13 protein-coding genes are annotated in these 12,214 nt (G+C 67.9%); 6 read left to right on the plus strand and 7 right to left on the minus strand.

Annotated features, from left to right (window positions below; genetic code table 11):
• Positions 1 to 30: 30 nt before the first annotated feature.
• Genes ACWF82_RS12305 through ACWF82_RS12315 form a run of 3 tightly spaced genes read right to left on the minus strand, consistent with a single transcriptional unit; the run spans position 31 to position 2,028 of the window.
• The gene (locus tag ACWF82_RS12305; protein WP_452500586.1) at positions 31 to 267 is read right to left on the minus strand and encodes a helix-turn-helix transcriptional regulator; all 237 of its coding nucleotides are present in this window, start codon (positions 265 to 267) and stop codon (positions 31 to 33) included.
• The gene (locus tag ACWF82_RS12310; protein WP_452500588.1) at positions 257 to 1,105 is read right to left on the minus strand and encodes an ABC transporter permease; all 849 of its coding nucleotides are present in this window, start codon (positions 1,103 to 1,105) and stop codon (positions 257 to 259) included. The genes ACWF82_RS12305 and ACWF82_RS12310 overlap by 11 nt, the downstream gene beginning before the upstream one ends.
• On the minus strand, positions 1,102 to 2,028 hold the full coding sequence (locus ACWF82_RS12315) for an ABC transporter ATP-binding protein (RefSeq protein WP_452500590.1): 927 nt from the start codon (positions 2,026 to 2,028) through the stop codon (positions 1,102 to 1,104). The genes ACWF82_RS12310 and ACWF82_RS12315 overlap by 4 nt, the downstream gene beginning before the upstream one ends.
• Before the next feature lie 181 nt (positions 2,029 to 2,209).
• Between ACWF82_RS12315 and ACWF82_RS12320 the strand changes: the two genes are divergently transcribed.
• On the plus strand, positions 2,210 to 2,656 hold the full coding sequence (locus ACWF82_RS12320) for a nitroreductase/quinone reductase family protein (RefSeq protein ID WP_452500753.1): 447 nt from the start codon (positions 2,210 to 2,212) through the stop codon (positions 2,654 to 2,656).
• A 96-nt stretch (positions 2,657 to 2,752) separates the two neighbouring features.
• On the opposite strand, the gene aroQ is transcribed toward ACWF82_RS12320, so the two are convergent.
• Positions 2,753 to 3,217 carry a type II 3-dehydroquinate dehydratase gene (aroQ, locus tag ACWF82_RS12325; protein WP_452500592.1) on the minus strand — a complete coding sequence of 155 codons (465 nt, stop codon included), beginning with the start codon at positions 3,215 to 3,217 and terminating at the stop codon, positions 2,753 to 2,755.
• A gap of 112 nt (positions 3,218 to 3,329) precedes the next feature.
• Positions 3,330 to 3,908, minus strand: coding sequence for a hypothetical protein (locus ACWF82_RS12330; protein ID WP_452500594.1), 579 nt, complete (start codon positions 3,906 to 3,908; stop codon positions 3,330 to 3,332).
• A gap of 440 nt (positions 3,909 to 4,348) precedes the next feature.
• Between ACWF82_RS12330 and ACWF82_RS12335 the strand changes: the two genes are divergently transcribed.
• Positions 4,349 to 5,986 (plus strand): NTF2-like N-terminal transpeptidase domain-containing protein, encoded by a 1,638-nt coding sequence (locus ACWF82_RS12335; RefSeq protein WP_452500596.1) that lies wholly within the window; start codon positions 4,349 to 4,351, stop codon positions 5,984 to 5,986.
• A gap of 84 nt (positions 5,987 to 6,070) precedes the next feature.
• Positions 6,071 to 6,427: a DUF3054 domain-containing protein gene (locus ACWF82_RS12340; protein WP_452500598.1), complete on the plus strand. Its 357-nt coding sequence runs from the start codon at positions 6,071 to 6,073 to the stop codon at positions 6,425 to 6,427.
• Positions 6,428 to 6,435: 8 nt separating this feature from the next.
• Here ACWF82_RS12340 and ACWF82_RS12345 read toward each other — a convergent pair whose 3' ends face one another.
• Both ACWF82_RS12345 and ACWF82_RS12350 read right to left on the minus strand, forming a co-directional pair.
• Positions 6,436 to 7,518, minus strand: a complete 1,083-nt coding sequence (locus ACWF82_RS12345) for a lysylphosphatidylglycerol synthase transmembrane domain-containing protein (protein ID WP_452500599.1) — start codon at positions 7,516 to 7,518, stop codon at positions 6,436 to 6,438.
• A 4-nt stretch (positions 7,519 to 7,522) separates the two neighbouring features.
• Positions 7,523 to 9,043 (minus strand): adenylate/guanylate cyclase domain-containing protein, encoded by a 1,521-nt coding sequence (locus tag ACWF82_RS12350; RefSeq protein ID WP_452500755.1) that lies wholly within the window; start codon positions 9,041 to 9,043, stop codon positions 7,523 to 7,525.
• 72 nt (positions 9,044 to 9,115) lie between these two features.
• Here ACWF82_RS12350 and ACWF82_RS12355 point away from each other — a divergent pair, with 72 nt between their 5' ends.
• The 3 genes from ACWF82_RS12355 to ACWF82_RS12365 are packed head-to-tail and all read left to right on the plus strand — an operon-like array spanning position 9,116 to position 12,184.
• A complete protein-coding gene (locus ACWF82_RS12355) occupies positions 9,116 to 10,354 on the plus strand; it encodes an AI-2E family transporter (protein WP_452500600.1) in 1,239 nt (412 codons plus the stop codon).
• A complete protein-coding gene (gene macS / locus ACWF82_RS12360) occupies positions 10,335 to 11,513 on the plus strand; it encodes a MacS family sensor histidine kinase (RefSeq protein ID WP_452500602.1) in 1,179 nt (392 codons plus the stop codon). Before ACWF82_RS12355 ends, macS begins: the two co-directional genes overlap by 20 nt.
• A 14-nt stretch (positions 11,514 to 11,527) precedes the next feature.
• Positions 11,528 to 12,184, plus strand: coding sequence for a response regulator (locus ACWF82_RS12365; RefSeq protein ID WP_452500603.1), 657 nt, complete (start codon positions 11,528 to 11,530; stop codon positions 12,182 to 12,184).
• Positions 12,185 to 12,214 lie beyond the last annotated feature (30 nt).

The following is a 12,214-nucleotide window of genomic DNA, read 5'->3' on the forward strand; positions in this document are numbered from 1 at the left end:
GCGTCTTCGGACGCCGGACGGTTCCGGTGTTCATGCGGTCTCGGCGCCCAACCGGGGGAACGGTTCGGTGGAGAAAACCACCTCCACCGCCACCTCGAAGTGGGCCGCGATCCGCAGGGCGAGATGCAGGCTGGGGCTGTATTCGCCCCGTTCGAGGTAGCCGACGGTCTGGTAGTGCACGCCGAGTGCCTCGGCCAGGTCCCGCCGCGAGATGCCACGCTCGGCGCGCAGCATCGCGATGCGGTTGTAGATGACCTCAGAAGGCACGCTGCATCGCTTTCTCGCGGCGGACCGCCACGCTCGAACCGGACTCCAGTCGGGCCGCTCGCCGCAGCACGATCGGCGCGAGCAGCAACCCGACGATCGACCATACGCCGAGCACCGCGGCCGTCTCGAGGTGCCGCCACGATCCGTCGATCTCGATCGCGACGGCCTCGGCGGGCAGCAGCGCCGAGCGCATGCCGAGCCCGAGCCAGTACATCGGGAACAGCTGGGCGAGGCTCTGCAACCAGCCGGGCAGCGCGGTGATCGGGTACCAGATACCGGAGATCGCGATCATCCCCATCAGCGGCAATGTCAACAGGAAGATGTCCCTGGCACCGACGATCAGGCCGCCAAGGATCGCGCCGATGGGCAGGGTGGCCAGCAACCCGAGAACGACCACCCACGCCAGCGTGACAACGCCGCCGCCGGACACCGAGAAGCCGCCGACGATCACCGCGCCGAGGCTGACTATCACCACCAGCTGCACGAGTACGGCGCCCGCGGTCGTGCCGATCTTGCCGATGAAGTAGCCGATGATGGCGTTCGGGATCGTCTTGGCGCGCAACAAGGTTCCGTCTTCCCGGTCCAGCGCGAGCACCTCGGCGATGCCGTACAGGCCGTTGAAGGCGATGACGGACCCGAGCAGGCCGGGGACCGCGAGCTCGCCGATCGACAGGTCGGTGTCGTGGTAGTTGCGGTCGCGCAGGAAGAAGATCGCGATCAGGAACAGGGCAGGCGTGAGGAACTGGCCGACCAGGCTGGTCCCGTTCGTGTACAGCTGCCGCAGTTCGATCCGCATGGCGGCCAGGCCGCCCTTGACCGCAACAAGATTCGGGTTCATCGCACAACCTCCTGCAACGAGTGGACGGGCTCGGTCGAGCCGGATTCGAAACGGCGGACCAGCGTCATGTACGCGTCTTCCAGCGAGGCGCGGCGCACCTCGAGATCCGCGATCAGGTCGCCGTGCTGCTTGAACAGTTCGTGGACGTACTTGGTCGACTCGGTCGTCGTGTGGACGAAACGTTGACCGTCGCAAGTCCAGCGCACCTCGGCCTCACCCGCGGTCGCGGCGCTGAGCTCCTCGGGTGAACCGTCGGCGATGATGCGCCCGCCCGCCAGGATCAGGATCCGGTCGGCCAGTTTCTCGGCTTCGTCCAGATCGTGCGTGGTGAGCAGGACGGTGGTCTCGTCGAGGTCGGCGAGGCGGTGCACCAGATCGTGGAAGTCGCGTCGCGCGGCGGGGTCGAAGCCTGCGGTCGGTTCGTCCATGAACAGCAGTTCGGGCCTGCCCACGATGCCGATCGCCACGTCCAGCCTGCGCCGCTGACCGCCCGACAGGGTGGCGATCTTGGCGTCGGCCTGCTCGGTCAGCCCGACCAGAGCGATGAGGTCATCTGTGTCCCAAGGTCTGTGGATCCGGGCTGTGGAGTAGGGGCGGTAGTACGCGCCGAGGTGGGCCAGCAGCTCGCGTACCCGCCACCGTGCGTGGTCACGCCAGGATTGCAGCACCACGCCGATGCGCGCGCGCCATTCTTCGTCACCGTGTTCGGGATCAGTCCCCAGCACGTCGACCCGACCGGCCGACCTCCTGCGAAACCCCTCGAGGATCTCGATCGTGGTGGTTTTGCCCGCGCCGTTGGGCCCGAGCATGACGAGCACCTCCCCGCGCTCGGCCTGAAATGTCACATCGTGCAGGACGTCGGTGTCGTCGTACCGCATCCGTAGTTGCTGGACGTCGAGAACGACGCCGTTACTCGAAGCCATGAGTCCTCCCAGTCATCGACCTTCGATGATATGTAGCATACGTACTACATTTCATCGCGGCAATACTTCGATCTGAATCGGGCATTTCAGACAACGAGAGCACTGCTCTTGACAATCGATCCGGCTGCGCGCATGCTTGTACTCAACAGAGAGCAGTGCTCACAGTTCAGGAGTGATCAAGATGGACAACGCCACCCGCTACCTCGGCCCCACCGGCTTCGACCCGATCATGAACAAGATCGCCAACCTGCTGCCCAAGCTCGGGATCAGCATCATGGGTTCGCGGCTGCTGGCCGTGCGCGGCCGCAAGAGCGGGGAATGGCGCACCACCATGGTCAACGTGATGACCGGCGCCGACGGCGCGCGCTACCTGGTCGCCCCGCGCGGACACACCCAGTGGGTGCGCAACCTGCGCGTCGCGGGCGACGGCGAACTGCGCCTCGGCCGCAAGGTCGAACAGTTCACCGCCACCGAGGTGGCCGACGCCGACAAGGTCCCGATGCTGCGGCTCTACCTGGAGAAGTGGGGCTGGGAGGTCGGCAAGTTCTTCGAGGGCGTCGACAAGAACTCCACGGACGAGCAGCTCGCTGCCATCGCCCCTGGCTTCCCGGTATTCCGTCTTGCCTGATCAGGCGGGCACATGGGTAACTTCTCGGGCACGGGCTAACCTGCCCAGCATCGAACCGCCGGCCGCGTCCCCGGATCTGTCGCGCCTGAGTCTGGCCTAAATACGCGGGGAGGCGGAACAGCTCAAAAACTCGATCGCCGCGGCGTAGCCCTGGATGCCGAGACCGGCGATCACCGCGGTCGCGATCGGGGAGACGAACGAGTGGTGCCGGAACTCCTCGCGGGCATGCACATTGCTGATGTGCACCTCGACGATCGGCACCTCGGGAATCACCAGGGCGTCGCGCAACGCCACCGAGGTATGGGTGAGCCCACCCGGATTGATCACGATCGCCGAGACCGCACCGCGGGCCTGCTGGATCCGGTCGATCAGGGCACCTTCGTGATTCGACTGGAACGCGACGACCTCGCGCCCGAACCGGGCGGCCGTCCGCTCGCACAGCGCGACCACGTCGTCGAGGGTGTCGGCGCCGTAGATCTCCGGCTGACGGGTGCCGAGCATGTTCAGATTCGGCCCGTTGAGCACGAGAATCGGGCCGGCGGCCTGCACGGTGTCTGCCATGCAGGAACTGTATCCTCGGCGGCTGGTGCCGCGGATTCTCGGCCCCGATGCCTCGATTCTTCCCTCCCGCCGGGCACTCCTTTGGTCAGTCCAGAATCGAGGCGGCCGAGAATCAGCCCTTCGGGCCCTCCGAGCGCAGGTCGTCGACTTTGCGCATGGCTTCGCGCAGTTCGGCGAGCCAGCTCTCGGCGTGTTTGCCCGCCAGTTTCACCGTCCAGGCCAGCGCGTCGGCGCGGGAACGGGCGACGCCCGCGTCGATCAGGGTGTCGAGGACCTGACGTTCGGGCTGGCGCAGCCGGGTCATCACCGGAACGGCGAGGTGGGTGAACAGGATTCGCTCACCGTCGACCCGGACGCCCCAGGCGACACTGCGCCCGTAGCGGCGCTGGGCCTCGTCGGCGATCTGCATCCTGGCCGGGCGGGTGGACTCGCGGAAGCGCGCGAGCGCACCTTCTTTCGTCGCCGCCGACACCGGCGGTGCGTCGGCATCGGCGGATTTGGGCTGCGGGATCGGGAGTTCGCCGACGACCACGATCTCGTCGCGGTCGATATTGATCTCGGGCGGGCCGGTGAACCAGTCGGCGGGCAATCGTCCGGCGAACCAGTCGGGGGCGTCGGCCGGGTCGGGGAGATCTGCTTGCTGCCAGCCGCCGGGCCGGCCGAATCCGCGTTCGCGATGGGCGTTCCGCATGGAAATCACCTGCTATCTCTCTTGCTCACGTTGCGATGATTACAAGATTACGCCGATATACGCGTAGCGGTTTATGCTCTGCGAGAACGAATCGTTCCGGCATGATCCGCGCCGGCATCGCCGGGGTTCGGTGTCGGTGGGCCTGGGTACCCTCGCATTGAATCGCCGGGACGATCCGAGTTCCGCACGAGTCGGCGTGACTGTCGGTACGGTAAGTGCGCCAGTTGTTGCCACTGGCTGGGCGAGGTTCGAAAACACCCCTTCACCGGGGCACGATTTCGGGCACAATCAAGGTGCTGAGGATGGGTAGCGTCCCGTGATACCGGGGCATCGGAGACGGGTCAACTTCCGGTACGGTGGATTTGTTACCGGAGTGGCAAGAGTGAAGAGTGGGCGATATGGATGTGTGGGGATCCCGCCGCTTTCGCGTCCGGGGCGCAATGGCGATCGCGGGGGTTGCGACCCTCGCCATCGCGCTGTGCTCGTGCGGGGTGGGTGGGAAGCCGAGTGAGTCGGAATCGGTTGTCCAGCGGTTTACCGACCTGCTGGACGAGCAGGACTACACCAAGGCTGCCGACCTGACCTCGTACCCCGCCGCCGCTTCGGCAACCATGAAGCAAATGTTCGAGGGCCTGGCGACCGGCACGGTCGACTACGAGGAAACCCAGGTCATCGATCTCGACGCGCAGTCGGCGATCTTCAGCATGGACGTCGCCTGGAACTTCGGCGAGCACAAGGACTGGACCTACACACTGCAGGGCACCGTCCGCAAGCTCGCCATCGGCTGGCGGATCTCCTGGGACCCCGCGGTCATCATGCCGCAGCTGGCGGGTAATCGCACCGTCAAGCTGGTGCGCACCACCGCGAAGCCGCCGCCGCGGGTCGTCGACCTGTCCGGTGACGCGCTGATGACCGAGCAGACGATCAATGTCATCAAGATCGATCCGAGCCGCACCGGCGACCTCGTCGCGTCGACCAACGCGCTGGCCGACGCCATCGAACCGGTCGCGCCGCTGATCACCGGACCGTCGCTGATGCAGCAGCTGGCCGCGTCGCAGGGCAAGCCGGTCGTCGCGGTCAACCTGCGCGAGGGCGATTTCGCGATCCTGGAACCGCGGATGGCCGCGGTGCCCGGCGTGGTGATGGAGAAGCAGCCCAAGCTGATCTCCGCCGATCGCCGCACCTGGTCGCCCATGCTGGACGCGCTGCGCGAGGTGTGGAACGACAGCCAGGAGACCACCTCGGGCTGGGGTGTGCAGATCTTCGAGGCCGACGGCCGGTTCGTCAACCAGGTCGCCGGCTATCAGGGCCCGGCCGGGCCGGACATCTCCGCCACCATGGACCAGCGGCTGCAGCGCGCGGCCGAGGACGCGGTGGTCAGCGTCGGCACGCCGGCCTCGGTCGTCGCGATCCAGCCGTCGACCGGCGCGGTCGTCGCGGTCGCGCAGAACAGCTACGCCACCGAGAAGGGCCCGATCGCGTTCACCGGGCTGTTCCCGGCCGGTGGCACCATGGAACTGTTCCGCGCGGTCGCCGCGGCTGCCAAGAACAAAGCACCGCAGGATGTTTCGGTGCAGGAAGCCGCCGAGGCGGCCACCGCGCTCGGCGTCGGCGTCGACTTCAAGGTGCACGGGCTCGACGAGGTGACCGGGCGGATCAGCGCTCCGGGCCGCAGCACCGAGCAGGTGCGCCAGGGCGCCGGCGCCGACGCGGTGCTGGTCAGCCCGTTCGGCATGGCGATCGCCGCGGCCGCGATCTCGCGTGGTTCGGTGGTTCCGCCGATGATCGAGAACGGCAAGCCGAGCACCACCGACACCCCGGTTCCCGCGCTCACCCAGCCCGCGGTCGACCGGTTGCGCGGCATGCTGCACGAGGGCATCGGCAAGCCGGAAACCACGGCGCTGCGCGGATTCCGCGATGTCACGGCGTTCGCGGCGACCGGCGGGCCCGACGGCTGGCTGCTGGCCACCATGGGCGATCTGGTCTTCGCGGTGCACATCGCCGACGCCGACAGCGGCGACGCCACGTCGCGACTCGCCGCGGTGCTACTGAAATCGCTGGCCTCCCCAGAGCCGTAATACGGGGCGTGCGTGCAGAGTTTACCCTGATCAGTGGGCGTTGTGCCGGTCTCGGTGTTGATCATGAACGGTTAGGCTGCTCCAGTGAAGAAGTTCGTACCGTTCGCAGCTGATGCCCTGTTGGTGATTGTCTTCTGCGCGATCGGGAGGCGCAGCCACGACGAGGCGGTCATCGCCGGTCTCGTGAAGACCGTGTGGCCCTTCGGCATCGGTTTACTGATCGGCTGGGCGCTGGCGGTGCTGGTCGCGCGCGACACCCGTTTCGACGCGACGGCGCTGTGGCCGAGCGGAATCCTGATCTGGCTCGGCACCCTCGTCGGCGGGATGGTGCTGCGCGCCGTCAGCGGCCAGGGCGTCGCCGTGAGCTTCGTGATCGTCGCGGCCTGCGTCCTCGCGCTGTTCCTGCTGGGTTGGCGAGCCGCCATCCGCGCCCTGCGCTGAACCTCCGTTCAGATTCGGCGCTGCTGCTTGAACTCCTGTTCGTATTCGGCGTCGTCGGCCTGCGGGGTGCGGAACAGGAACGCGAAGACGATCCAGCCGACGATCGCGACCAGGATGAAGCTGACGAACCGGTAGACGAACGCGGCGGCGACAGCCTGTGAGGCCGGCAGACCCGCGCCCGCGGTGAGGCCGTAGATCAGCATCGCGTCGACGTAGACGATGCCGCCCGGCGCGAACGGGATGGAACCGACGGCCTTGCCCGCGGTGAACGCGATGAGCAGGCCGGACAACTTGGGATCGGCGCCGACCGCGAAACAGGCGGCGCCGAGACAGGCCACGTCGGCGAACCGGTGCAGCAGCGCCCAGCAGCCGACCAGCGCCGCGTCCTTCTTGCCCAGGTCGACCGATTCGAGCTGGGCCCTGATCTCGGCCAGCTTCGCGATGCCGTGATTGGCAGGCTTCTTGCGGATCCGGTTCACCAGCGCGAGCACGCGGCGCAGCATCGCCTCGAGCGTGCCGGGATGCCGGGCGAGATAGTTGCCCGCGATCAGCAACGCCGCCAAGATCACCAGCGACCCGATGAGTTTGGGCCCGATCTGGTTGCCGACCAGCGCAGCACCGGCGATGCCGAGCAGCGCCAGCCCGGCCGCGGCCACCACGCCCGAGAAGACCAGCTGCCAGGACGCGACGATCGGGCTGGCACCCCAGCGGCGGGTCTGGCGGTAGGTGAACGCGGTGGAGAAGACCTGGCCCGCGGGCAGCGTCACCGACATCGCGGTCGCCCCGTACACCACCGACACCGATTTGCCCTGACTGACATCGACCCCACCGGCGTGCAGCAGCTGCTTCTGCACCCGGCCGAACCCGCTCATCGACATCGCCTGCAACACGATGCACCCGACCACCCAGCCCCAGTGGATCTCGGTGAGCGTGCGCCAGGATTCGTGCAGGCGCGGCCACAGATAGATGCCTTCGCCGACGAGCAGGGCGAGCAGCACCGCGCCGAGCACCCATTTCACCCACCGGAACCGGCGGCGGCGCTCGGTCGGTGACGAGGCGGGGTCGCCTGCTAGGTCGCCGTCGGCCGTCACCGTCTCAGCCTAACGAACGCAGCTGTTCTTCCTGGTCCGCGTCGTCCGTGGCGGTCGCCGGCTTGGGCCAGGCCAGCCGGGTTTTCCTGCGTCTGCCACGCAGCTGGACCTCGTCGCCGGTTTCCCAATGGTCTTGCTCGCTTTCGTCGGCGAAGTAGAGCGCGCTGCCCGAAGCGAGAACGCGGCCGGGTTGATCTTTGGCCAATTCGGTGAGCCGCGACGCCTCGTTGACGGGGTCGCCGATCACGGTGTATTCGAAACGATTCGCGGCGCCGATGTTTCCGGCGACCGCCAGACCCGCCGAGACGCCGATGCCGACATCGAGGCTGGTCACTTCGCGCAGTGCCTCGCGCAGATCGCGGGCCGCGGCCAGCGCGGCGCTCGGTGCGTCGGGACGGTCGAGCGGCGCGCCGAAGATGGCCAGCGCCGCGTCACCGACGAACTTGTTGACGAAACCGTGGTGGCGGTCGATCACGTCGACCACCACCCGGAAGAACTCGTTGAGCAGGCTGACGACCTCGGTCGGCGGACGTTCGGCCGCGGCGGCCGTCGAGCCGACCATGTCGACGAACAGCACCGCGACGAACCTCGTCTCACCGCCCAGTTCGGTGCCGTAGTCCAGTGCTCGCTGGGCCACGTCCTCACCGACGTGCTGACCGAACAGTTCCTGCAGCTTGCGCCGCTTGGCCGACTCGTCCATCATCCGGTTGAAGCCGACCTGCAGCAGGCCGATCTCACTGCCGTCGTAGACCTCCACCTGCACGTCACGCGCGCCGCCCTGCACCCTGTTGATGGCTTGGGACAGCTGGCGCACCGGGTCGGAGATGGAGGATCCGGTGAGCATCGACAGTGCCAGCGCCTGCATGATCACCACGCCGCACAGCAGCAGGATCGAGATGGCCAGCGAGTTCGCCGAGAACTTCACATCGGAGGAGATCTGGGTGACGCACAGCAGCACGATCGCGATGGTCGGGGCGAAGGTGCCCATGCCCCAGGTCATCGCCATCCTGGTGCCGACGCCGGGGGTGAGCGTGTGGTCGAAGGTGCCCTCGGTCAGCGCCTCGGCGGCGACCGGGCGCAGGATGCGCTCACCGAGCATGTAGGTGAAGCCGAACACGATGGTGGCGGCCATACATTCGGTGACGATCACCGCGCCCGCCAGCTCGGGCGATTCGACGATGATCAGCGCCGCCAGGATGCCGCCGCCGATGATCCACAGCACCAGATGCAGGATCGACTGGCGCAGCGGCACGTGCAGCGCGGCCATCTGTTCCTGCCTGCTCGGTGGGCCGCCGCGCATCTGCCAGCGCATCACCGGCCGCAACATCAGCGCCGCGCCGAAGATGCTCAGCACCGCGGCGGCGCCGAAGACCAGCACCGGCGCGAGGAAGCCGGTCTTGCGCACGCCACTGGGATCGCCCTCGGGTACGGGCAGGCCGTATTGGATGAAGGCCCACACCAGGACCGCGCCGAAGGCATTGGCCAGCAGTACCGAGGTCAGATACAGCGGCCAGCGCGTTCGCATGGTCTGTTTGACCGCTTCCAGAGGCGCCGACACGACCACCAATCTAGCGTTCGGACCGATAGGCTCTCTCGGGTGACCGACCAGAAGGTAGATTCCGTGCCAACGTCGGCGCCGTGGCGCGCGGACGCCGAGTCGGTACATCCGCTGGTCCGCAAAGCCGCAGCCTGGTCCTGGCGGCTGTTGATCATCTTCGCCGCCCTGCTCGCGGTGGGGATGCTGGTGCAGAAGTTCGCCACCGTGGTGATTCCGCTGGCGATCGCGCTGCTCGCGGCCGCGCTGCTCGCGCCGCTGGTCGACTGGATGCAGCGGGTCGGGATTCCGCGTTCACTCGGCGTGTTCGTGGCGCTGGTCGGGTCGATCGGTCTGCTCGCCGGAATCATGACCTTCGTCGTCGAACAGTTCGTCGACGGTGTGCCCGGGCTGTCCAACGAGGTCACCAACAGTGTGCACAAGGTGCAGGACTGGCTGATCAACGGTCCGCCGCACCTGAGCGATCAGCAGATCCGCAGCGCGGGCGACACCATCGTGCGCACCATCCAGGACAACCGAGAGAGCCTGACCAGCGGCGCGCTGACCACCGCCACCGCGATCGGGCACATCCTCACCGGCGCGTTCCTGATCCTGTTCATCCTCATCTTCTTCCTCTACGGCGGCGACCAGATCTGGCACTTCGTCACCCGGATCATCCCCACCGCGCACCGGGACAAGGTCCGCACCGCCGGTGAGCTGGGCTTCGGCACGCTGGTCGGGTTCGTGCGCGCCACGGTCGTCGTGGCCGCGGTGGACGCGATCGGTATAGGAGCGGGGCTGGCGATCCTGCACGTTCCGCTGGCGCTGCCGCTGGCCTCGCTGGTGTTCATCAGCGCGTTCATCCCGATCATCGGCGCGTTCTTCGCCGGGTTCGTCGCGGTGTTCATCGCGCTGGTCACCAAGGGTCCGGTGACGGCCCTGATCGTGCTCGGCATCATCATCGCGGTCATGCAGCTGGAAGGCCATGTGCTGCAGCCGCTGCTGCTGGGTCGCGCGGTGAGCATCCATCCGCTGGCGGTCGTCCTGGCGATCACCGCGGGCTTGGTGGTCGGCGGGATCGCGGGCGCGCTGCTGGCTGTGCCGTTGATCGCGGTCGGTAATACCGCGATCCGGTACCTGCTCGCCGACAGTCCCGAGGAGGTCTACGGCGAGCTCGCCGGTGGTGAGGACCGAAGACTGTTCTCCGCGGAGCCGGACAAGCCGGAACCGGGGCGTTTCGATGTCGCGCGCACACTGCGCAAGGCCGAGGCGGAGTCCGGCGATGCGGACGCACACAGCTGAGCTGAGCTCGGCCGACGCGGCGACCGCGCCCCTGTGGCGGGCCGCCCAGGCGTTCCGGCTGGTCACGCTGCTGTACGCGATCGGCCAGCAGATCGCCTCGGTGCCCTACTACGAGCATCCGCGGCTGAGCTGGGTGCTGATCGCGCTGATGGCGATCTGGTCGGGCAGTTCCGCGCTGCTGCTCTCGCAGTGGTATTTCCCCACCGCGACCGGCCGGATCCGCGGCTGGGTGGTCTTCGGCGACCAGGTCGTGACGGTCCTGTTGATCGCCTCGACCCGGCTCGTCGCCGACTACGACTGGTACCACGGCCATCAGACCCTGCCGACAACGCTGTGGATCGCCAACTCGGTCATCTCCATGGCGATCTTGCGCGGACCGGTCGCCGGTGTCGTCGCGGGGCTCGGGATGTCGGCCGTGGTCGTGACGGTGCGCGAGCAGTGGGGACAGGACGTGTGGGGCGATGCCACCGCGCCGGTGCTGGTGTCCGTCGGCCTGGCGCTCGGGCTGGCCGCCAATACGGCGCGGCGCGCCCAGGTACAGCTCGAACGCGCATTGCGGATCACCGCCGCCGCGCAGGAACGGGAACGTCTGGCCCGCGAGGTGCACGACGGTGTGCTCCAGGTGCTGGCCTTCATCAAGAGGCGCGGCACCGAAATAGGCGGGCCAGCCGCGGAACTCGCGCAGCGAGCGGGGGAACAGGAAGTGGCGCTGCGGGTGCTGCTGTCCGAGCAGGCGGAGCGGCCGGATTCCGGTGACGCCGAGGTGGATCTGCGTCCGCTGCTCACCACGCAGGCGACGCCGGCGGTGTCGGTGGCGACGCCGGGAGATCCGGTGCGCGTCGGCCGGTTCGCGGCACACGAGATCGCCGCTGCCGTGGCGACCGCGCTGTCCAATGCCGAACTGCACGCTGGGCCGACGGCGAAAGCGTATGTGCTGCTGGAAGACACCGGTGACATGCTGGTGGTGAGCGTGCGCGACGACGGAGTGGGAATCCCGGCGGGCAGGCTCGCCGCGGCGGAAGCCGAAGGGCGGATGGGGGTTTCCCGATCCATCGTCGGGCGCATCGGTGCGCTCGGCGGCACCGCCGAACTGCTGACCGAGGGCGACGACCTCGGCACCGAATGGGAATTCCGGATTCCGCGCCACCCGGCGCGCTGAGCGAAGGAGCGGCGATGACGGACCAGGCCATCACTGTGATGGTGGTCGACGACCACCCGATGTGGCGCGAGGGCGTCTCCCGCGACCTCACCGAGGCCGGGTTCGCCGTGCCTGCCACCGCCGACGGAGTCGGCACGGCCACCCGCCGCGCCGCCGCGGTCCAGCCCGACGTGGTGCTGATGGACATGCAGCTCACCGACGGCAACGGGGCAACCGCCACCGCCGAGGTACTGCGGGTGTCACCGCACAGCCGGGTGCTGGTGCTCTCGGCGTCGGCCGAACGCGACGACGTGCTCGACGCGATCAAAGCCGGCGCAAGCGGGTACCTGGTGAAGAGCGCGTCGGCGGCCGAGCTGATCGACGCCGTGCGGGCCACCGCCGCGGGTCAGCCGGTGTTCACGCCCGGTCTGGCCGGTCTGGTGCTCGGCGAATACCGGCGGATGGCGACCGCGCCCGTCGCGGCGGATCAGCCGCACCGTCCGTCGCTGACCGAGCGGGAGACCGAGGTGCTGCGGATGGTTGCGAAGGGGCTCTCGGCCAAGCAGATCGCCACCCGGTTGGGTCTTTCGCATCGGACCGTCGAGAACCATGTGCAGGCCACGTTGCGCAAGTTGCAGCTCGCGAATCGGGTCGAGCTCACGCGATACGCGATCGAGCAAGGGCTCGAGTAATTGGGGGTTTGCCCTGATGTGCCCTGCCGG

Source organism: Nocardia sp. NPDC055053 (assembly GCF_053608285.1).

What these genes read in the sequence shown, in the direction of transcription:
- aroQ (WP_452500592.1), bottom strand. Translation starts at nt 3,217, where the DNA reads ATGGCAGACACCGTGCAGGCCGCCGGCCCGATTCTCGTGCTCAACGGG.
- macS (WP_452500602.1), top strand. Translation starts at nt 10,335, where the DNA reads ATGCGGACGCACACAGCTGAGCTGAGCTCGGCCGACGCGGCGACCGCG.
- ACWF82_RS12335 (WP_452500596.1), top strand. Translation starts at nt 4,349, where the DNA reads ATGGCGATCGCGGGGGTTGCGACCCTCGCCATCGCGCTGTGCTCGTGC.
- ACWF82_RS12350 (WP_452500755.1), bottom strand. Translation starts at nt 9,043, where the DNA reads ATGCGAACGCGCTGGCCGCTGTATCTGACCTCGGTACTGCTGGCCAAT.
- ACWF82_RS12310 (WP_452500588.1), bottom strand. Translation starts at nt 1,105, where the DNA reads ATGAACCCGAATCTTGTTGCGGTCAAGGGCGGCCTGGCCGCCATGCGG.
- ACWF82_RS12315 (WP_452500590.1), bottom strand. Translation starts at nt 2,028, where the DNA reads ATGGCTTCGAGTAACGGCGTCGTTCTCGACGTCCAGCAACTACGGATG.
- ACWF82_RS12365 (WP_452500603.1), top strand. Translation starts at nt 11,528, where the DNA reads ATGACGGACCAGGCCATCACTGTGATGGTGGTCGACGACCACCCGATG.
- ACWF82_RS12320 (WP_452500753.1), top strand. Translation starts at nt 2,210, where the DNA reads ATGGACAACGCCACCCGCTACCTCGGCCCCACCGGCTTCGACCCGATC.
- ACWF82_RS12330 (WP_452500594.1), bottom strand. Translation starts at nt 3,908, where the DNA reads ATGCGGAACGCCCATCGCGAACGCGGATTCGGCCGGCCCGGCGGCTGG.